This is a genomic window from Sinomonas sp. P47F7, assembly GCF_049332655.1.
Taxonomy (GTDB): Bacteria; Actinomycetota; Actinomycetes; order Actinomycetales; family Micrococcaceae; genus Sinomonas.
Map to the genome: position 1 here is coordinate 4,047,940 of NZ_CP186327.1, position 18,213 is coordinate 4,066,152.

The 18,213-nt window shown below is 71.3% G+C and carries 18 protein-coding genes; 9 read left to right on the top strand and 9 right to left on the bottom strand.

Annotation, left to right across the window (positions count from 1 at the left end):
- Positions 1-126: 126 nt before the first annotated feature.
- Positions 127-1,341 (top strand): IS110 family transposase, encoded by a 1,215-nt coding sequence (locus ACOKR1_RS18965; RefSeq protein ID WP_422934441.1) that lies wholly within the window; start codon positions 127-129, stop codon positions 1,339-1,341.
- Between the two features lie 17 nt (positions 1,342-1,358).
- Here ACOKR1_RS18965 and ACOKR1_RS18970 read toward each other — a convergent pair whose 3' ends face one another.
- The 3 genes from ACOKR1_RS18970 to ACOKR1_RS18980 all read right to left on the bottom strand — a co-directional run bounded on the left by ACOKR1_RS18970 (position 1,359) and on the right by ACOKR1_RS18980 (position 4,453).
- Positions 1,359-2,156, bottom strand: a complete 798-nt coding sequence (locus ACOKR1_RS18970) for a DUF4194 domain-containing protein (protein ID WP_422934442.1) — start codon at positions 2,154-2,156, stop codon at positions 1,359-1,361.
- A complete protein-coding gene (locus ACOKR1_RS18975) occupies positions 2,140-3,744 on the bottom strand; it encodes a DUF3375 family protein (RefSeq protein ID WP_422936689.1) in 1,605 nt (534 codons plus the stop codon). The genes ACOKR1_RS18970 and ACOKR1_RS18975 overlap by 17 nt, the downstream gene beginning before the upstream one ends.
- A 346-nt stretch (positions 3,745-4,090) precedes the next feature.
- Positions 4,091-4,453 (bottom strand): hypothetical protein, encoded by a 363-nt coding sequence (locus tag ACOKR1_RS18980; RefSeq protein WP_422934443.1) that lies wholly within the window; start codon positions 4,451-4,453, stop codon positions 4,091-4,093.
- 107 nt (positions 4,454-4,560) lie between these two features.
- On the opposite strand from ACOKR1_RS18980, the gene ACOKR1_RS18985 reads away from it, so the two are divergent.
- The 3 genes from ACOKR1_RS18985 to ACOKR1_RS18995 all read left to right on the top strand — a co-directional run bounded on the left by ACOKR1_RS18985 (position 4,561) and on the right by ACOKR1_RS18995 (position 7,431).
- Positions 4,561-5,458, top strand: a protein-coding gene (locus ACOKR1_RS18985; protein ID WP_422934230.1) for an IS5 family transposase whose coding sequence is annotated in 2 segments (ribosomal slippage) — positions 4,561-4,911 and positions 4,913-5,458 — 897 coding nt in all. Because the reading frame shifts where the segments join, the coding sequence is not laid out codon by codon here.
- Between the two features lie 9 nt (positions 5,459-5,467).
- Entirely contained in the window at positions 5,468-5,914 is a 447-nt protein-coding gene (locus ACOKR1_RS18990) for a hypothetical protein (protein WP_422934444.1), read from the top strand.
- 317 nt (positions 5,915-6,231) lie between these two features.
- Positions 6,232-7,431, top strand: a complete 1,200-nt coding sequence (locus tag ACOKR1_RS18995; RefSeq protein WP_415856030.1) for a toxic anion resistance protein — start codon at positions 6,232-6,234, stop codon at positions 7,429-7,431.
- Positions 7,432-7,554: 123 nt separating this feature from the next.
- On the opposite strand, the gene ACOKR1_RS19000 is transcribed toward ACOKR1_RS18995, so the two are convergent.
- Positions 7,555-8,769 (bottom strand): hypothetical protein, encoded by a 1,215-nt coding sequence (locus ACOKR1_RS19000; protein WP_422934445.1) that lies wholly within the window; start codon positions 8,767-8,769, stop codon positions 7,555-7,557.
- A 111-nt stretch (positions 8,770-8,880) separates the two neighbouring features.
- A complete protein-coding gene (locus ACOKR1_RS19005; RefSeq protein WP_422934446.1) occupies positions 8,881-10,347 on the bottom strand; it encodes a DHA2 family efflux MFS transporter permease subunit in 1,467 nt (488 codons plus the stop codon).
- Positions 10,348-10,452: 105 nt separating this feature from the next.
- Between ACOKR1_RS19005 and ACOKR1_RS19010 the strand changes: the two genes are divergently transcribed.
- Genes ACOKR1_RS19010 through ACOKR1_RS19025 form a run of 4 tightly spaced genes read left to right on the top strand, consistent with a single transcriptional unit; the run spans position 10,453 to position 12,857 of the window.
- Entirely contained in the window at positions 10,453-11,064 is a 612-nt protein-coding gene (locus ACOKR1_RS19010) for a TetR/AcrR family transcriptional regulator (RefSeq protein WP_422934447.1), read from the top strand.
- Positions 11,065-11,107: 43 nt separating this feature from the next.
- On the top strand, positions 11,108-11,680 hold the full coding sequence (locus ACOKR1_RS19015; RefSeq protein WP_422934448.1) for a hypothetical protein: 573 nt from the start codon (positions 11,108-11,110) through the stop codon (positions 11,678-11,680).
- On the top strand, positions 11,677-12,243 hold the full coding sequence (locus tag ACOKR1_RS19020) for a TerD family protein (RefSeq protein ID WP_422934449.1): 567 nt from the start codon (positions 11,677-11,679) through the stop codon (positions 12,241-12,243). Before ACOKR1_RS19015 ends, ACOKR1_RS19020 begins: the two co-directional genes overlap by 4 nt.
- Positions 12,243-12,857, top strand: a complete 615-nt coding sequence (locus ACOKR1_RS19025) for a hypothetical protein (RefSeq protein ID WP_422934450.1) — start codon at positions 12,243-12,245, stop codon at positions 12,855-12,857. The genes ACOKR1_RS19020 and ACOKR1_RS19025 overlap by 1 nt, the downstream gene beginning before the upstream one ends.
- 32 nt (positions 12,858-12,889) lie before the next feature.
- Here ACOKR1_RS19025 and ACOKR1_RS19030 read toward each other — a convergent pair whose 3' ends face one another.
- Positions 12,890-13,978 (bottom strand): LLM class flavin-dependent oxidoreductase, encoded by a 1,089-nt coding sequence (locus ACOKR1_RS19030; RefSeq protein WP_422934451.1) that lies wholly within the window; start codon positions 13,976-13,978, stop codon positions 12,890-12,892.
- 170 nt (positions 13,979-14,148) lie between these two features.
- On the opposite strand from ACOKR1_RS19030, the gene ACOKR1_RS19035 reads away from it, so the two are divergent.
- Positions 14,149-14,631, top strand: coding sequence for a hypothetical protein (locus ACOKR1_RS19035; protein WP_422934452.1), 483 nt, complete (start codon positions 14,149-14,151; stop codon positions 14,629-14,631).
- A gap of 287 nt (positions 14,632-14,918) precedes the next feature.
- Here the strand turns inward: ACOKR1_RS19035 and ACOKR1_RS19040 are convergent, their stop codons facing one another.
- The 3 genes from ACOKR1_RS19040 to ACOKR1_RS19050 form a co-directional block, all read right to left on the bottom strand.
- Entirely contained in the window at positions 14,919-16,565 is a 1,647-nt protein-coding gene (locus ACOKR1_RS19040) for a MinD/ParA family ATP-binding protein (RefSeq protein WP_422934453.1), read from the bottom strand.
- Positions 16,566-16,740: 175 nt separating this feature from the next.
- Complete coding sequence (locus ACOKR1_RS19045; protein WP_422934454.1) at positions 16,741-17,658, bottom strand: hypothetical protein; 918 nt, start codon at positions 17,656-17,658, stop codon at positions 16,741-16,743.
- A 50-nt stretch (positions 17,659-17,708) separates the two neighbouring features.
- Complete coding sequence (locus ACOKR1_RS19050; protein WP_422934455.1) at positions 17,709-18,212, bottom strand: DUF456 domain-containing protein; 504 nt, start codon at positions 18,210-18,212, stop codon at positions 17,709-17,711.
- Between the last annotated feature and the right edge of the window lies 1 nt (position 18,213).

Below are 18,213 nucleotides of genomic sequence, written 5' to 3' on the forward strand. Positions count from 1 at the left end.
CCGCCGGGCCGGGAAGCCACCACCGGCGCTAGGGATATGCGGGTTGGACCGCCACGCAATGAGCATCCGGGCCGGCTTCTCGACACCGACGGTGCCAGTTCCATCATCACCGGAAGGACCAGAGACGTGTCCACACATCAGGGCCAGCTCTTCGCTGGCATCGACTGGGCCAGCAAGACCCACGCGATCTGCGTGGTCGACGATCGCGGCGCGATCAGGATCCGCTTCGAGATCCCCAACACCCGCAAGACGTTCAACGGCCTGGTCACACGACTGACCAAGCTCGGCGTCGAGGGCGTTGCGATCGAGCGCTGTGACGGCCCGCTGGTCGAAGCACTGCTCGACGCTTGCCTGCGGGTCTTCGTGATCACCCCGCGTCAGGTCAAGGGCCTGCGCACCCGCTACAGCGGATCGGGAGCCAAGTCCGACGCCGGGGATGCCTACCTCTTGGCCGACGTGCTCCGCACCGACGGCCACCGGCTCACCCCGCTGACCCAGGACGGTGACGCCACCCAGGTACTGCGTTCCCTGTCCCGCACCCGCAAGCAGCTGGTCGAGGCCCGCGTCGGACTGGTCAACCAGCTCCGCGCCGAGCTGGAGCGCTGCTTCCCCGGCGCGATCGGGCTGTTCGCCCGCCTGGACAGCGACGTGACGATCGCGTTCCTGCGCCGCTACCCGACCCAACACGCCGCCGCCCGGCTGACCCAGGCAAGGTTTGCCGCGTTCCTGCGACGCATCGCCTACTGCGGCCGCAAACCCCTCGAAGAGCTCTTCGCCCGAGTGTCCGAAGCCCCGCCCGCGGGCCTGTCCGCCGACGAAGCCGACGGCCACGCCGCGTGCGTCCTGGCCCTGCTCAAGGCCGTCGAGACCGTCCGCAACCAAGAACGCGAGCTCGAGGCCGAGATCATCGAACGCCTCCACACCCACGCCGACGCACACATCTTCACCAGCCTGCCCAAGGCCGGCCACGGCGTGCGCGCAGCAGCGCTGCTCGCCGAGATCGGAGACGTCCGCGCCCGCTTCCCCGACGAGGAATCCCTCGCCGCGCTGGCCGGTGTCGCGCCCGTGACCCGCGCATCCGGGAAGTACCACGCCGTCGGCTTTCGATGGGCCGCAGACAAGAAGCTCCGCAATGCACTCATCGACTTCGCCGACGACTCCCGCCACGTCAGCCCGTGGGCAGCGAAGGTCTACAACGACGCCATCAGCAGGGGCAAACGGCACCCCCACGCCGTGCGCATCCTCGCCCGCGCCTGGGTCCGCGTGATCTGGCGCTGCTGGCAAGACAACACCGCCTACAACCCCGAACTGCACGGAGGCGCCATGCAAATCGCCGCCTGAGGTTGACCTAGGGAAGCTCATGCTGGCACCTCCACGGCACCCTCGTAGTCCTCGGCACCTTCCTCGTCGCCCTCGGGAATCTCTTGGCTCCGAGCAGGCTCAAGCGCGGGTTCGCTGGCGACGTCCAGCGCGGGCTGCCCGCCGCCGTCGTCCGTTCCGCCGGACTCGGCCACCGCCTCGAGGTGCCGCGAGATGTCGCCGATGTTCTCGAACGGCAGCGCGAGCGGGAGAGCGCTGGAGATGAGGAACACGTCATCGAGAGCCGTAGGCAGGAGCAGCTTGCGGGCCTGGAGCTTCTGGACGGCGCGGCCCACGGTGTCGGCGTCGCGCAGGGCGTCGTGCTGATCGGCGGGCTGGTAGTGGGCCACGACGTCGGAGAGCTCCTCGAGCGTAACGGTGGGCTCGGTCTGGGCCGTCGAGTGGCGGTCGAGGAGGAGCCGGAGGCGCAGGAGCAGGATCGTCTCGACGCGGCTCAGGGCGCGCTGCTGGCGGAGGATCGTCGAGCGGGAGGCCGTGCCGAGCAGCTCGGGGTCCACGGGGCGGACCACCGCGATCTTGCGTTCGTGGTCGATCCGCAGCGTCAGGAACAGCTCCGAGAGGCGCGAGCGCAGCACGTCCTGGCTGTCGAGGAGCGTGGTCCACACGCGCTCGTCGCGGCCGCCGTCGAGGTAGGGGCCCTTGAGCAGGCGCACGAGCGCCTGGCGGACGCGCAGCGCGAGAACACCCGTGTCACCGTCGTACAGTGCGGCGGCGTTCGCTGGGCGGCGGAGCGCCTCGCGTTCGGTGCCGTTCGCGGCCTCACCGGGCTCGCTCATGCTGTTCCCCTTCCTGAATGTCGGCGGCCTGACTGTTCGCGGCCTGAATGTTTGCCGCCTGACTGTCGGCTGCCTGACTGCTTACCGCCCGACTGTCGGCTGCCCGACTGTTCGCGGCCTGACTGTCGGCTGCCTGAATGTTTGCCGCGGGGACGTAGGCCCGGCGGCTCGAGCCGTCCACTTGCTCGAAGTCGAGCGCTTCCCAGCCGTCGTGGCCTGGGCCGCCAGCGAACCCGGCGCCGCGCTGCAGGAGCTCGCCGAGCAGCGCCCGGATCGTGTTGATGTGACGCTCCTCGGGCGGCAGCTCGCGCCACACCCCGCCGGCGGTGGCCCGACCGCCGCCGGCGGCGAGGGCGACGTCGAAGGCTTGCCTCAGCGCCGCAGCGTTCGCCTTGCCCGTGCGCGCCGAGCGGACGCGGTCCGCCTCGCCGAACGCGATCGGCTCGGCGAGGCGCGGGGGTGCGACGAATTCGTCGGGGTCGAAGAGCTTGACCATCGCGAGCGAATCGAACTCGGCGCCGAAGAGCTCGGGCGCGGGCGCGAACCCGGCCTGGTCGCGCTGGTACGGGAGCCGGCGCACGGCCTGCTCGGCGCGGCGGATCGCGTCGCGCAGCCGCACGGACTGGCGGAAGTCGTCGCTCTGGACGTACGTGTTGAGGCTCTCCGAGAGCTTCCCGTAGATGCCCTGAATCTCGGTGTGCTGCTCGCGCAGCTCGGCCACGAGGTGCCGGAGCGTCTGCCGCTCCTCGGCGTCGAGGCGGTCCGCGAACTCGCGCGAGAGGACCTCGGCGATGGCCGAGCGGAAGCGGAGCTGTTGCTCGGGGTTCTCGAGGAACGCCGTAAATGATCGGAAGGTGCGGCCCTCGCTCGACTCGCGCAGCCGGCGGTCCGCCTCGAGGACCTGCGCCATCGTGGCGCCCTTGCTGAGCGACTCCTCGATGATCTGGTTGCGGAGCTGGCCCACGGACTCCTCGATGCGGTCGCGCATGCGCTTGAAGTCCGCGGGGAGGCCGGCCGCGAGGTCGAGGATGTTCTCGGCGGCCTCGACGGCGTTCTCGGACTCGAGTGCCGCCCCCAGCTCGCCGGACTCGAGGCCGCGGATCATCTCGCGCCGCTCGCCGATCTCGGACTCGAGGGCCTCGACGCGCGCGCTTGTGTCCGGGTTGGTCTCCTGCGCGAGCTTCTCGACGTCGGTGAGGAGCGTCCCGAGGCGCGAGCCCGTGAGCGTCGAGCGGTCCGACGAGAGCGAGTCGAGGAACGCGAGCACACGGGCCGCCGCCTCGGTGAGCTCGTAGACGATCCGGCCTCCCTGCGCCCGGCGGGCCAGGAACCGGCGGCGCGTCCAGTCGTCGGCGACGAGCCGGCCGGTGAGGGTGCCAGCGGTCGGCGCGGCGCCGAGGGACGTGTCGCGGGCGCGGAGTTCGGCGAGGAACTGGTCGAGCTCGTCGTGGAACGCCTCGAGCTCGACGTGCGGGCGGTTACGCGTGAAGGCCGTCTGCAGCGCCGCGATGACCCAGGGTGCGGAGCGGGTCAGCGCCCAGGCCGGGCCCTTCGTCAGGAGTTCGAGCTCGGCGAGGCGGGAGAGCATCGCAGATGTGCTGCCCGCGCTGACGCCGGTCTGCGACTTGCCCCCGCGTCCCGCGCCTGCGCCCGCCTGCGCCTGAGCCCCGCGTCCCGCGCCCACGCTCGCCGGCGACTGAGCCCCGCGTCCCGCGCCCACGCTCGCCGGCGACTGAGCCCCGCGTCCCGCACCCACGCTCGGCTGTGCCCCGGTGGGGCTGGAGCGACGCGAAACGGATTCTGGCACGGCAGCCTAGTTTACCGGGGCGCACGTCCGGTTCGAGAGCGAACGTTTGGCGCGACACGGCACGTTTCGCAGGTGTAAGGGGTGCTGTGTCGCACCAAACGTGCACTCTCGCGCCAAAGGTGCGGGGTCAGAGGGACAGGAACCGCCCGATCCGCGCGCGGAGCTCGGCCTCACGGAACAGGTCACGCCATTCGACGCGCAAGAACTGCCATCCGTCCTCCATCATCGCCTTCTCACGCTGCCGCTCCTTGAAGATGGCCTCGTCGGTGGGCTCGTAGAGGAAGTACTTCTTCTTGCCATCGAACTCGAGCCCTCGGCGGATGTTCTCCCAACCGAAGTCCACGCGATACTTCCCATACCGGGTCGTGACGACGAGCTGCTGCTGCGGCATGGGAAACGGCATGCCGGCGAGCAGGTATAGCAGCAGGCTCTCCCCGGCCGACTCGCTCAGCGCCGAGCCGAGTTCCAGGGCCGCCCGCGCCGTCTGCACGCCACGCTTGCCCGCGGCCTCAGCGAGCAGCTCGCTCAGTCTGGCGGGGTCGGCCCCTAGGGCGTGTCTGACAAATTCGGGGCGTTCGCTCTGCAATCGTTGGGGGCGTGTCTCGGTTCCAGTTGCTCTCCGATGCCCAGTGGTCGCTGATCGAGGATCTGCTGCCCCGCCCGACCGGTCGGAAGGGGCGGCCGTTCGCCGATGCCCGGTCGATGGTCGAGGGGATCGTGTACCGGTACCGGTGCGGGATCGCCTGGCGTGACCTGCCGGAGGTGTTCGGTCCGTGGCAGACGGTGTGGACCTGGCACCGGCGCCTGGCCGGGGACGGGACCTGGGACCGGGTCCTGTCCCGTCTGACGGCGGCCGCGGACGCGGCCGGGAAGATCGACTGGAGCCTGTCCGTGGACTCCACGATCGCCCGCGCCCACCAGCACGCGACCAACATCGCCCGCACGACAGGGGGCTTCGTCGAACTACATGAATCCGGCCGCGGAGCCGCCTGACCATTCGGTCGGGCGCTCCCGCGGCGGCCTGACGACCAAGATCCACCAGCTCGTCGACGGGCACGGCCTGCCCCTGGTGACCGCCTGCACCCCGGGGCAGGCCGCCGACTCCCCGATGCTCCTGCCGCTCCTGGAGGCCTTGAAAGTGGCGCGCATCGGGCGCGGCCGACCCCGGACCGTTCCGGATGCGCTGCGCGGGGACAAGGCCTACTCCTCGCGCGCGATCCGTACCCACCTGCGCACCCGGGACATCAAGGCCGTCATCCCCGAGCCCGATGACCAGAAGGGCCACCGCAAACGCCGCGGCTCACGAGGCGGCAGGCCGCCGGCCTTCGACGCCGCCGACTACCGCAACCGCAACGTCGTCGAACGCCGCTTCTGCCACCTCAAGCAATGGCGAGGGCTCGCCACCCGCTACGACAAGCTCGCAATCGTCTACCGCGCCGCCGTTGTTCTCAACGCGACGATCGCGTGGCTGCGACATTTATCAGACACGCCCTAGCCGAAGCCCGTGATCCACCACGACCTGGGCCTGGCCGCGTCGCAGATAGCGGGCGCTGTCAACGACCGTGCGTTCAAGGCCCGTCACGGGCAGCCCACGAATCTCGCACAGATCCGCGGCCTCAAACCGATCGGCATGAACCAGAATTTCTTCGCGATGTCCAGACAGCCGAAGCGAGCGGGGCCGGATAAGGTGTATGAAGCCGTCGGGCTCCCAGAGGTTGAGTCCGAGCAGCCGCGCCGCGCTGAGGTGGCTGTAGGCGAACACTACCTCGCGGAGCCGCGCGTGGAACTCGTGATGCGCTACGAGGAGAGCCAGATGCCGTTCGTCGGCCGGCAGCCCCGCCCACGCGTCCGCACGGTAGTACACCCCCCGGGCAATTCGAATGAGGACTCCCGCCGCCACAAGCCGCTCAGGCGCCCGGTTCGTGCCGAACCTCTCGACGAGCTGGGATGAGAGCCACGGTCCGGGATGGGGCAACGGAAAGTCCATGAACCCACCGTGCGCCCGAGACGCCCACGACGGACGGCCGGGCAGTAGCTATGTGGACACCACGCCGTCGCCCGTTCTGTGGAGGGGCAACGAGCTCCCCCCAGCCCCGCCGCGAGAGCGCACGTCCCGTGCGAGAGCGCACGGTTCCACGCCGCACAACATGCGCCCCCGCGTGAACACTGCGCTCTCGCGCTCGCGCGCCCCGGGAACCTCCCCCTCCCTTCCCCCGTTGGGCGAGGTAGCCTGAGTCCGAGGCCGGGCAGCGAAAAAGGAGACCCCCGATGAGCACCCCTCTGACCCCTCCAGACCCCACCGAAGAAGCCCTTGTGCTCCAGGCGCCGGACGCCGCTCCGGTCGTGAAGGAGGAGGAAGCGCCGGGCATGGTCCCCGTGGCCGCCGACCGCCAGGAGCAGATCGCGCAGCAGGCCAAGGCGTGGGTGTCCGAGGTCGCGGCCCTGGACTCGCGCAGCCCCGAGTTCGCGCGCAAGGTCGAGGGCCTCAACCGCGTGGGCGGGCGCGAGATCATCGCGTCCTCGGACGCGTCGGGCCGGCTCCTCGACCGCGCGTCGACGTCGGTGCGCGGCGCCAAGAAGAGCGGCGACACGGCCCAGACCTACGTCGCGTCGACCCTCGGCGAGCTCCGCCAGACGGTCGAGAGCCTCACGCCGAACCGCGCCGACCTCGGCAGCGGCCGCAAGATCCTGGGCTTCGTGCCGGGCGGGAACAAGGTCGCGAAGTACTTCCAGCGCTACGAGTCGGCGCAGGCGCAGCTCAACCACATCATCAAGGCCCTCATGTCCGGCCAGGACGAGCTGCTCCGAGACAACGCGGCGCTCGCGCAGGAGAAGTCGAACCTCTGGGAGGTCATGCAGCAGCTCTCCGAGTACGCGGTCTTCGCGCAGGAGCTCGACGACGCGACGGTGCAGAAGATCGCCGAGGTCCGCGCCAAGGGCGAGACGGAGCACGCGCAGCAGCTCGAGGCGGACGTCCTGTTCCCAGTCCGCCAGCGACGCCAGGACATCCTCACGCAGCTCGCGGTCTCCGTGCAGGGCTACCTCGCGATCGACGTGATCCGCAAGAACAACAACGAGCTCATCAAGGGCGTGGACCGCGCCCGGGCCACGACCGTTTCAGCGCTGCGCACCGCCGTCATCACGGCCCAGGCGCTCTCGAACCAGAAGCTCGTGCTCGACCAGATCGACGCGATCAACACCACGACCAACGCGATGATCCTCAAGACCTCGGAGATGCTCAAGGAGCAGACGGGCCGGATCCACCAGCAGGCCACGAGCTCGGGCGTGTCCGTCGAGACGCTCGAGCGCGCGTTCGCGAACCTCTACCAGACCATGGACGCGATCGACACCTTCCGCTCCCAAGCCGCGAAGAGCATGGAGAGCACGGTCCACGCCCTCGAGCAGGGCCTCGAGAAGGCCCGCCCGCACATCGAGCGCGTGCGCCGCCAGGAGGGCAGCGCGGGCTAGCGGCTCGCCCGCGCCCTCACCCGCGCGGACGACGGCGCGCGCCAGTTCAGCATCCCCGCGGACGACGGCGCGTGGCAGCTCACGCGCACCAGTTCAGCCAGCACCTGTTCAGCCAGCGCAGATTCAGCCAGCGCCACCCGACTCCCTGCCCTCCGACTCCCTGCCCTCCGGCTCGACGTCCTCCCAGGTCTCCTCGCCGTCGGGCGCCTCGAACGCGTCGTACACGGCGTCGAGCACGGCCACCGGGACGTCCACGAGGCCCTTCCGGAGGTCCGCGAGTCCGAGCACGGCGAGCTCGCGGAGTTCGTCGAGCAGCAGCAGCGAGACCATCTGGAGCTCGGCCGGTTCGGTCTCGTCGGGGGCCTCGAGCGGCAGGTCCTCGACGACTTTCACAGGCACGGGCTCCTCGAGGACCGCGCGCTGGAGCAGCGTCATGAGCGCCGCGCCGACCGAGTCCCCGTGCGGTCCGGTGCCGGCCTCGGTGCACGTCACGATCACGAACTCGGTCACGAGGAACTGCGCCTCGAGCCGCCCGAGGGCGTCCCCGGTGCCGAGCCGCGCAGCGTCCTCGCCGAGGCGGGCGGTGGTCCCGCCGTCGTCGTCGGCGTGCGCCTCCTCGACCTCGATGAGTTCCGAATTGCGGAGGCTCTCCCACAGCCGAGCGAGCCGGCGCGCGGGATCCGCGGCGCCCTTCCCCACGAGCCCGGCAGCCTCGACCGCCTCGGCCGGCGTCAGCGCGCCGTCGGACGTCACGGGGCGGCCCTCGCCGACCCAGTCGAGGAGGGCGCGCGCGTTCAGCACGAGGGGCGCCGCGGTCGCGAAGGCGAGCGACTCCTCCTCGGTCGGCTCGCGCCGCGGCACGGCCAGGTCGGGGCTCGCGTCGACGATCCCGCCCACGGACTCGGCCTCGGCGTCGAGCAGCTCGCTCACCTCGGCGAGGTCCTCGGCGGTGCCGTCCCAGCGCTGGGTCTCCTCGAGGAAGGTGACCCAGTCGATAAGTGTCCCGACGAGGTAGCGGAGGTCGTCGACGTCGTCCGTGTCGAGGAACTCATCCAGCGCGTCGGGGACGAAGCGCGGGTTGATGCGCAGGTTCCCTGCGGGGCCGTCGCCCGCGCCGAGCAGGAACAGGAAGTACTTGACGCTGTCGAGCTGCCCGAGAGCGAACGCCGTGAAGTCCGCCTGCGCCGCTGGGTCGGGCTCCTCCTCCGCGGCGGTGCCGGCGGCCCAGACCGCGTAGTCGTGGGCGAGGGCGTCGACGAGGACCCCGATGCGCCGGCGCTGCCGGTCCGCAGGGTTCGTTGACTTTCCCTTGGGCTTGCGGGTGCGGCTCTTGGGCATGCCACGAGGTTACGCCACCCATGGCCCGATGGAGCGCCTCAGGCAGCCGCGCTTGGGCCCGGCCCGGCGTGAACCGCTGTGCGGCGTGCGCTGGGCCGGGCTCACGGGAGCTCAGACTCCGACCCCGGCGTCCTGAACCCGAGCATCCTGGACCCCGGCATGTTCAGCCGCCCGCTCCCGGGCGACCTTCCCGGCGCTTCCGGGAACGGCCACCGAGGCCGCGGCCGTGACCGCGAGGACTGCGGCGGACACAGCAACCACGGCCCGAGCCGCGTCGACGAAGCCCGTCGGAGTGAGGGTCCCGCCCCACGTGGTGAACAGGGTGGTCGAGACGGCAATGCCGAGGGCCACTCCGACCTCGCGGAGCGTCGCGTTGGCGCCGCTCGCCTTCGCGTGGTCACGTTCGGTCAGCGTCGCGAGAAGCGCCGTCGAGAGCGGGGCGAACACGAGGCCCATCCCGATGCCCGCGAGGAGGAAGGGCGGCACGAGGGTCGCGTAGTCGACCGTGCGGGTCAGGACGAGCGCGATCCAGCCGAGGGCAGTGGCCTGCAGGACGAGTCCGGCGGCGATCGGTGGGCGGGCTCCGATCCGCGAGAGGAACAGCCCTGCCGTCGGCGCGACGACCATGGGCGCAAGCGTCCACGGCGCGGTCTTCCATGCCGCCTCGAGCGCCGTGTCTCCCTGCACGAGCTGGAGGAACTGGATGAGGATGAAGATCGCCCCGAACATCCCGAAACTCATGCCGAACCCGAGGACGTTCGACGCCGTGAACGGCCGGTCCCGGAAGAGGCGCAGCGGCAGGAGCGGGGACTTCGCGCGCAGCTGCCATCCGAGGAACAGGGCCAGGAGCACCCCGGCCGCGACGAGCCACTCGATCGTCTCGCCCGCGCCCCAGCCGATCGACCCGCCGCGCATGATCCCGTAGACGAGGGCCACCGTAGCGCCACTCCCGAACACGGCGCCGAGGACGTCGAGGGCCTCGCGCTCGCCCCGCGCGTTCGGGAACACGAGCCGCGCGAAGGCGACGGCGAGCACGCCCGTCGGGACGTTGATCCAGAAGATCGCCTCCCACGGCCAGGCGCCAAGCACGAGGCCGCCCACGAGCGGCCCCACGGCGACGCCGAGGCCGGACACGCCGCCCCAGATGCCGATCGCGATGCCGCGCTTCTCGAGCGAGACGGCGCCCGTGATGAGCGCGAGGGAGAGCGGGACGATGGCCGCGCCGCCGATCCCCTGGAGGGCGCGGGCCGCGATGAGCTGCCCCGGGTCCGAGCTCAGGGCGGCGAGCGCGGAAGACACAGTGAAGAGCGCGGTTCCGGCGAGGAAGACCGTGCGTCGGCCCAGGCGGTCGCCGAGGCCGGCCGCGAGGAGGATCGCGCCCGCGAACGCGAGCGTATAGGCGTTGACCACCCACTGGAGCTCGTCGATCGAGGCGCCCAGGCTCGCGCGGATCGTGGGCAGGGCGTTGGTGACCACGAGGTTGTCGAGGGTGGCCATGAACATGGGCAGGGATGCGGCCGCGACGACGGCCCACACGGGGCGCGCAGGGCGCGTGGGGCGGGAGTTGAGGGAGGCCATGATGACTCCTTGTGGACGCGGAGATGGGGCTTGAAGCGAGGGGATGGCGGTTAGTAATCGATCGATTACTAAAAGGCTAAGTAATCATCTGATAACATGTCAAGCATGGAAATCGACGAGGCTCCCCGGACCCGGATGCCCGCGGCGGAGCGGCGCGAGCTGATCCTCCGCGACGCGACCGCGGTGTTCGCCGCCAACGGCTACGGCGGGACCACGACGGACCTCGTCGCGAAGGCCGCCGGCGTGAGCCAGCCCTACGTCGTGCGCATGTTCGGCACGAAGGAGAAGCTCTTCCTCGCCGTCCTCGATCGGGCCTCGCGCGTGCTCGCCGAGGCGTTCCGCGCCGCGATCCCCGGGCCCGACGGCGACGAGCGGCGCGAGCGGATGGGCATGGCCTACGTGGGGCTCATCGCCGAGCGGGGGCTGCACCAGGTGCTCATGCAGGCATTCCTGCTCGGCGGCGATCCCGTGATCGGGCCCGAGGCCCGGGCGTGCTTCCTGGGCATCTGGCAGCTCGTGCGGGACGAGGCCGGGATGTCCGAGCAGGAGTCCCGCGACTTCTTCGCGGGCGGCATGCTCATCAACACGATCGTCGCGCTCCGGCTCGGGGATTCGCACGGTGTGGACCCCGAGATCGACACGATGTTCGGCGTCGCGTTCCCGTGCAGCTTCGACGTCTACAAGGACGTTCTGCCCACGGCGGACGAACCGTACTGATCGGCCCGCCGAGGGCCCCCGGCAAACCCGCTATGGTGAGTCCATGGTGTCGAAGTTCTTCGGCTCACTCTTCGGTGGCGGGCGGGAACCCGAGCGGATCGTCGACGACGAGCTCCCCCGCACCCAGGCCGAGGAGCTCGAGGAGACGCGCGCCGCCCTCGCCGAACTCCGCAGCTCGATCCGCCGCGCGGGCGGCCTCTTGCCCACGCTCGCGTCCTCGCACATGCGCCAGATCGACGACGTGCTGCGGCTCCTCATCGACTACGTCGCCGAGCACGGCGCGTCAACGGAGCAGCGCGTCCTCCTCCACGCGATCGCCTCCGACTACCTCCCGACGTCGCTGCGCGTCTACAAGGCCCTCCCACCCGAGACGCAGGCCGAGGGCACCCCCGAGACCGAGAAGCTTTTGGAGCAGCTCGATATCCTCCATGCGACCGTGCGCGACCTCGACCACCAGGTGCGCATCGGCGCGATCGCCGAGCTGAGCGCGCACGGCCGCTTCCTGCGCGACAAGTTCGACGTCGACGGCGTCCGCATCCAGGGCCAGCTCCCGACGGCAGAGCTGCAGACGAGCGAAACCCAGAGAACCGAGCCCCAGAAGGGCGGCCACCTATGAGCGCTTTTCCCGAGGGAGGGACGCTCGCGCTCACGGCGGGCGATCCAGGGCTCGCGGGCGTCATGGTCGGCATGGGCTGGACCGTCGAGCCCGGCGCGGGACCGCTCGCCGAGCCTGTTGCCCTCGCGATCGTGTGCGGCGAGGACGGCCGAGCGCTCACGCGCGAGCACCTCGTGTTCTTCAATCAACTGACGACGGCGTCCCCCGGCATCGCGTTCTCCCTCGCCGAGGGCACGCTGCGCTCGGACGCAGAGCAGATCGACGTCGACTTCGGCGCGGTTCCCGAGGACGTCACGCGCATCGCGTTCGTCACGTACGTCGACCCCGAGGTCCGGGGCCCGGGCACGTTCGGGACCGTCCACGATGCGTACATCCGCGTGACCCGCCCGGACGGCACCGAGCTCGTGCGCTTCGACGCGCCCCCGGCCAAGCCCGGTACGGCGAAGGCCGTGCTGTTCGGCGAGCTCTTCCGCGACGCGGGCGGCTGGGCCTTCCGTGCGCTGGGCCGGGGGTACGAGAACGGGCTCGCCGGCGTCGGCGCTGAGTTCGGGCTGGACGTGTGATGGCGGATCAGCACCCCGTCGACGTCCCGTACCTCACTCGCCGCATCAGGCCCGACGACGGCCTCACCCTCGAGCGGCCTGCCGGCGCCCCGCCGCCCGACTTCCCGCCCGAGTCGCGCCTCTACCCGGCCCCCGCCTTCGGAACGCGGGCGCTCTCGCCGCGTGACGCCGTCGTCCGCCTCAACCCGCGCCAATCCGCGATCGGCTCGCTGTTCGTCACGGGTGCGCGCGGAACGGCCTGGGAGGATGCCGCGCACGTGACCGGGGCGCAGAGCGTGCACCGCGAACAGATCGGAACGGTCGTGCCGACGTCAGGCGGGCGGCCGCTCGTGGGCTACGTGAACCGGGACGTCGTCGTGGCGCTGCGGCACGTGCGGCAGCTGCGGCGGGTGCTGTTCATCGCGGGCGGCGGCCCGCTCACGGTGCAGACGTTCGACGGCGCCGCGGCCGCCGTCGCGGGTTCGCTCGGCGAGGGGCGCCGCACGGTCCTCACGCTCACGCGCGTCGGCTCGGTCCTCGAGCTCCGCGCCGAGTCCGTGCCCGACGGCTGGGACGACGGGCAGATCTGGCGCGAGTTCGGCTTCTCGATGACGATCGGCCTAGGCCGCCGCTAACCCGGAGAGGACCCCGCAGGCTAACCCGCCGCCTAAGCCGCCGGGACTCGGCCCCACTCTTCGGCGAGCAGTCGGAAGCTGCGCTCGCGCAGCGCGGGATCGTGCGCGTAGCCCGTGAGGATCACCTCGTCGACCCCGAAGGAGGCCGCGAACGTCCGCAGGAAGTCGGCGGCCTCGGACGGTGTGCCGACGGCCGAGACGCGGAGGGCGGACGTGGCCATCTCCTCCTCGTGGGGCGCCCAGTCCATCTCGCGCACGGGCGGCCGGATGGGGCCGCGCTGGCCGCGGCGGATCGCGAGGAACATCTGCTGGTGCGACGTGAAGAGGTATTCGGCCTCCTCGCGCGTCGGGGCGACCATGAGGTTCGCGCCCGCCATGACGTACGGCTCGGAGATCTGAGCGGTGGGCGCGGACGGGTTGAACGCCTGCCGGTACGTCCAGATCGCCTCGCTGAGCTGGAACGGCGCGAAGTGGCTCGCGGCCGCGTACGGAAGGCCGAGCTGGCCCGCGATGGCCGCGCCCGCCGTCGAGCTCCCGAGGACCCAGAGCGGCACGTTCGTGCCACGCGCGACGGCGGCGTGGACACCGTAGGAGAGCTGGACCGATTCGGCGTCATCCTCCTGCTCGCCGAAGTACCACGCGAGGAGGCGGATGCTGCGCGCGAAGTGCTGTTCGTCGTCGTCCCTCGCGCCGCGCCGCAGGACCGCGGCGGTCCGCGGGTCGGTGCCAGGCGCGCGCCCGAGGCCGAGGTCGATGCGCGGGCCGTACAGGTTCGCTAGCGTCCCGAAGGCCTCCGCGACCGCGAGCGGCGCATGGTTGGGGAGCATGATCCCGCCCGAGCCGACGCGAAGGGTCGAGGTGTTCGCGGCCGCGTTCGCGATGAGCAGGGCCGTCGCGTTGGAGGCGAGCGCCTCGGTGTTGTGGTGCTCGGCGTACCAGAGCCGCTCGTAGCCGGCCTCCTCGACGATCTGGGCGAGGCGCGTCGCGCTCGCGAAGGCGCCGGACACGTCCGAGCCCTGGACGATGGGGACGAGGTCGAGAACGGAGAGCGCAGCCACACGTGCGGCAACCTCGGGCCCCGCGACCTTGTTCCCCGAGGGCGAAAATGTGGTGTGCGTCACTACCAGTTACTGCTCACTGTCGCGTTCGATAACGTCTCCATTGCTTTTCCACAACATCACCGTCACGTGGTTGAACTGCACCTCTGGACGTGCGGAACAATGGGGTGTGTTCGGGTCGACTCGCAGACTCCGGACGTTTCTCTCGACAATCTCTGGGGATGGGAGATGGCGTGAACGACGGACTTCTCGTGACGAACCTCGTGTACACCGGCACGCTCGTGATCGGCGGCCTCCTGCTGCTGATCGTGATCGTCTCTTTGGTCGGCACGATGCTCGTGGCAGGCGTCGCCCAGCTCGCCATCTCGATCGCCAAGCTCACGGTCAAGCTCGGCGCGAAGGTCTTCGTCTACCGCCCGGAGACGCTGGAGGCGCAGAGCGGCGCATCCGAGCACGTGCGCAACGCCGTGGTCGCCAAGGCAGACGCGCTCCTCGCTGCCGCCAAGACCGAAGCCGCCGAGGCCGCCGCCTCGGCGAAGTCCTCCGAGGCCGCCTCCGCCGCCGCGAAGCGCCTCCGCGAGGCCGCGAAGTCCGAGTCGGAGAAGGCCCCCGCGGCTCGCGCCAAGGCTGCCACCGAAAAGGCCACGCTCACGCTCGCCTACTCCGATCGCACCGGCCCGTTCACGGGCACCCAGCCGCTCGTCAAGGCCGGCTGACCACCCAGCAACTGGGCCGCCTCCTCGATCGCCCCCGGACGGGACTCCGCGCTTTGCGGGGTCCCGTCCGGCCGGTTGCGGGGTCCCGTCCGGCCCGTTGCGGGGTCCCGTCCGGCCCGTTGCGGGGTCCCGTCCGGCCCGTTGCGGGGTCCTTGTTCTAACATCGACCCCGCAACCGGGCGCCAGCGACCCCGCAACCGGGCGCCAGCGACCCCACAACCGGGCGCCAGCGACCCCACAACGGGGGGCGTCAGTCTCTGACTGGGTTCACAGCCCGTCGACTGGGTTCACAGCCCGTCGATGATCGACGCGGTGGCCTCGAGGTACGCCTCTTGGGTCGCGGGGGCAAGGTTCTCGAAGATGATGTCCGCGCCGTCGTCGAGCGCCTCGTCGTAGGGGGCGACGACGATCTTCCGCACGTAGTGCCCGAAGTGCTCACGGATGCGGTGGAGACGCTCCCCGTTGGCCGCGAGGCGCGTCTTGCGGTTCTTCGACGGGACGGGGGGCTGGGTCACGAGCAGCACCCCGCGGCTGAGCTTGTCCGCGAAGCCCATCTCGATGAGGGTGTCCACGGTCGCCGCAAGGGTCTTCGAGGAGTCTTCCTTGTTCATGGAGACGAGCACGATCTCATCCGCGATCTCGACCGCGGCCTGCCACGTCGCAGCCGTCGACGCGTTGCCCGTGTCCACGAGCGCGAGGTGGTAGAACTGCCGGAGCACCGTGTGGAGCCGCACGAACGCGCCCCCGTCGATGACCTCCTTGTCCCCGGCCTGGTTCTGCGACGCGAGCACGTGGAACTTGTTCTCGCCCTGGGCCCGCACGAAGTTGACGAGCTCGTGCGCGTTCGCGGGATTCATGAAGCGATCGATGTTCGCGAGCAGGTCGATCGCGGTGTGGTCGTGGCCCGCGGAGAGCGCTCGGTCGCCGAGCGTGCCCTTGTTCTCGTTGTTGTCCCACGCGAGCACGTTCCCGCCGCGGACCCGGCCGAGCGTCGCGGCCGTGAGATAGCACGTGGTCGTCTTGGACGCGCCGCCCTTGAGGTTCACGAACACGACGCACTTGTGGCCGGCGAGCCCACGCTGGATCGAGGCCCGCCACTCGCGGCGTGTCATCTCCTCGTCCCCGGGCGCGAGCCGCAGGGCGCCGCCCGTGAGCGCGTTGGTGGCGCCGCGCCAGCCCTCGCGGGCCGGGCTCTGCGGGACCGCGGGGCGCGAGGCCGCGAAGTCGGCGGCCGTCGGCCGGCGGCGGCGGGTCTGGAGGGGGGCCTCGTCGGGCGCAGCCTGCGGCGGAGTCTGGCCGGCGCCCTCGTGGGCCTGGTAGGCCGGCGCTTGCGGCGCCGCGGCGGGAGCGACCGGGACCGCGTCCGGAATACCGGTCTGGGGTGCCCAAGATCCGGGGGCGGCGAAACCCGACGCGGCGGCCAGACCCGACGCGACGGCGCGCAGCTCGGCCGTGTCATGCGGGCCGCTGTCCGGGGCGGGCGCCGCGACATACTGCTGGGCCATCGGCGCCGCGTGGGCGGGACCCGGGGCGGGCGAGGGCGGCAGGCTGGGAGAATCCGGGGAGGCGCCGGGCGCCTCGGGGGCCACTGGGCTCGTGTGGGCGCTCGGACCGCCCGAACCCAGAGGCCCCGAGGAGCCGACTGAGCCCATCTGGTCCATCGGGCCGACTGAGCCCATCGGGCCGGCCGATCCGTACGGCGCATCCACCTCGGCGTCGCCGTTCGCGTGCACGAGCACGCGCTGCTCGCCGGCTGGCTCGGAGATGACGAGGTGCACGGGCTCGTCGATCGCGGCCGCGGTAGCCGCCGCCGTCTCGCGGACCGATTCGCGGGCCGCGTCCAGGTCGGCGAAGGCCGTGGTCCACGTCCGGCCGTCAGATCCGGTGATGTGGGCCTCGCCCGTGGCGGTCAGCACTGCATTGATCTGGCTCATCGGCTTTCTCTCCTTCACGCACGGTGGACGCCGCACCCCTCACATCCACACGGAACGGCTGGAATTCCCCCACTCGCTGGAACAACCCCGCCGGTGCCGGATTCTTGCAGATTCGAGACCCGTCCGCATGTCAAGTGCGGCTCCTCTCTCAAGACCGACCACGCGGCCCGGAAGGTTACTCGGGCCGCTCGCCGGTGAGTCGCTCGAAGTCGCGGAGCCATAGCTCCCTGACCTCGGCGTCTTTGGTCCGCTTCGCGCCTGGGCGGGCGGCGCCGTCGTACGCCTCGCCGAGCTGCGCGCGGCGACCCACGCCCAGCGCGAGGAGGGCGCGCTCCGTCAGGGCGGCGCGGCGCAGCCCGAGCGACGTCCGACGGCGGCGGGTCACCTCGCGGACGGCGACGAACGCCTCGCCGCGGCGGCCGAGGGAGCGGAGCGCACGGGCGCGGAGGATGAGGAGGGCGGCGGCGAGGTCGTCGCGGTTGGTGAGCCCCTCAGTCCAGGACACGACGTCCGCGGGCTTGCCGAGGATCTCGGCGAGCCGGCACGCCGCGAGCGAGGCCGGGAGCGACGGCGGGAGCGGCCTGAGCGCGGCGAGGGCGTCGCGCGGATGGCCGATCTCCCGCAGGCTGTGCGCGAGGGCGAGGCACACGGCCTCCTCGCTGAACAGGACCTCGACGCTCACGCCCTCGGACACCTCGACGCCCTGCCGCCACGCGCTCAGGTAGTCGGCCGCGAACTGGGAGGCGGCGAGCTCGTTCTGGCCCGCGAGCCCGCGCCGGAGCAGCTCGGCGGCCTGCGCGTGCTGGTGCGCGCGGTAGGCGATGAGGCCCGCCATGACGTAGCAGAGGCCGGACCAGCCCGGGTACGAGCGGGCGAGCACCACGAGGCGCTCGGGCTCGCGGGCGCGGAAGACGGCGTCGTAGACGCTGCGTTCGACCCTCGCCGGGAAGCGGCGGAGGCGGGGCGCGGCGGGCTCGCGGCCGAAGCGACCGAAGGGCCCAGGAACAGGCGAGGACACCCGCACGCCGCGGAACGGCGTGAGGTCGCGCGGGTCGTGGAACGTGCGCTGGCGGTCCACCTCGCGGGAAGCCATGGGCTCCATGCTAACGAAGCCCACTGACGGGCCGGCGGGCCGCTCGAGGCTCATCGGTTCGCGAAATAGATCCATGCGCTGATGACCCAGACCGTCGCCGCCGCCGCGGCGAAACCGAACTCCACGAGGATGCCGAGCCCCGCGGCCTTGAGCACGGCGACCGACGACGACGCAGCCGCCCGGAGGTCCCGGGTCCGCACCCACTCGCTCACCAGAAGGCCCACCGCGAAGCCGACGAAGAGGCCCACGATCGGCGCGAAGAACAGGCCCACGATCGCGACGACGGCGGCGAAGACGATCGAGCCGTTCGGGACCTTTCGCGCCGTGATGCGCCGGCCGGTCAGCACGAAGGAGACTGCCATGCCGGCCGCGAACAGGACGCTTCCGATCGCGAACACGATCCAACCGCCCACACCCGCGCCGCCGAACAGGGCCCATTCGAGCAGCGCGAGAATGCCGAGGATGCTGCCGGGGAGGACGGGGACCACGGTGCCGGCCACGGCCACGGCGAGGGCGAGGCCGGTCAGCAGGGCGGCGAGGGCAGGTCCATCCACG

What these genes read in the sequence shown, in the direction of transcription:
- ACOKR1_RS18970 (WP_422934442.1), bottom strand. Translation starts at nt 2,156, where the DNA reads ATGAGCGAGCCCGGTGAGGCCGCGAACGGCACCGAACGCGAGGCGCTC.
- ACOKR1_RS18975 (WP_422936689.1), bottom strand. Translation starts at nt 3,744, where the DNA reads ATGCTCTCCCGCCTCGCCGAGCTCGAACTCCTGACGAAGGGCCCGGCC.
- ACOKR1_RS18995 (WP_415856030.1), top strand. Translation starts at nt 6,232, where the DNA reads ATGAGCACCCCTCTGACCCCTCCAGACCCCACCGAAGAAGCCCTTGTG.
- ACOKR1_RS19000 (WP_422934445.1), bottom strand. Translation starts at nt 8,769, where the DNA reads ATGCCCAAGAGCCGCACCCGCAAGCCCAAGGGAAAGTCAACGAACCCT.
- ACOKR1_RS19005 (WP_422934446.1), bottom strand. Translation starts at nt 10,347, where the DNA reads ATGGCCTCCCTCAACTCCCGCCCCACGCGCCCTGCGCGCCCCGTGTGG.
- ACOKR1_RS19010 (WP_422934447.1), top strand. Translation starts at nt 10,453, where the DNA reads ATGGAAATCGACGAGGCTCCCCGGACCCGGATGCCCGCGGCGGAGCGG.
- ACOKR1_RS19015 (WP_422934448.1), top strand. Translation starts at nt 11,108, where the DNA reads ATGGTGTCGAAGTTCTTCGGCTCACTCTTCGGTGGCGGGCGGGAACCC.
- ACOKR1_RS19020 (WP_422934449.1), top strand. Translation starts at nt 11,677, where the DNA reads ATGAGCGCTTTTCCCGAGGGAGGGACGCTCGCGCTCACGGCGGGCGAT.
- ACOKR1_RS19025 (WP_422934450.1), top strand. Translation starts at nt 12,243, where the DNA reads ATGGCGGATCAGCACCCCGTCGACGTCCCGTACCTCACTCGCCGCATC.
- ACOKR1_RS19040 (WP_422934453.1), bottom strand. Translation starts at nt 16,565, where the DNA reads ATGAGCCAGATCAATGCAGTGCTGACCGCCACGGGCGAGGCCCACATC.
- ACOKR1_RS19045 (WP_422934454.1), bottom strand. Translation starts at nt 17,658, where the DNA reads ATGGCTTCCCGCGAGGTGGACCGCCAGCGCACGTTCCACGACCCGCGC.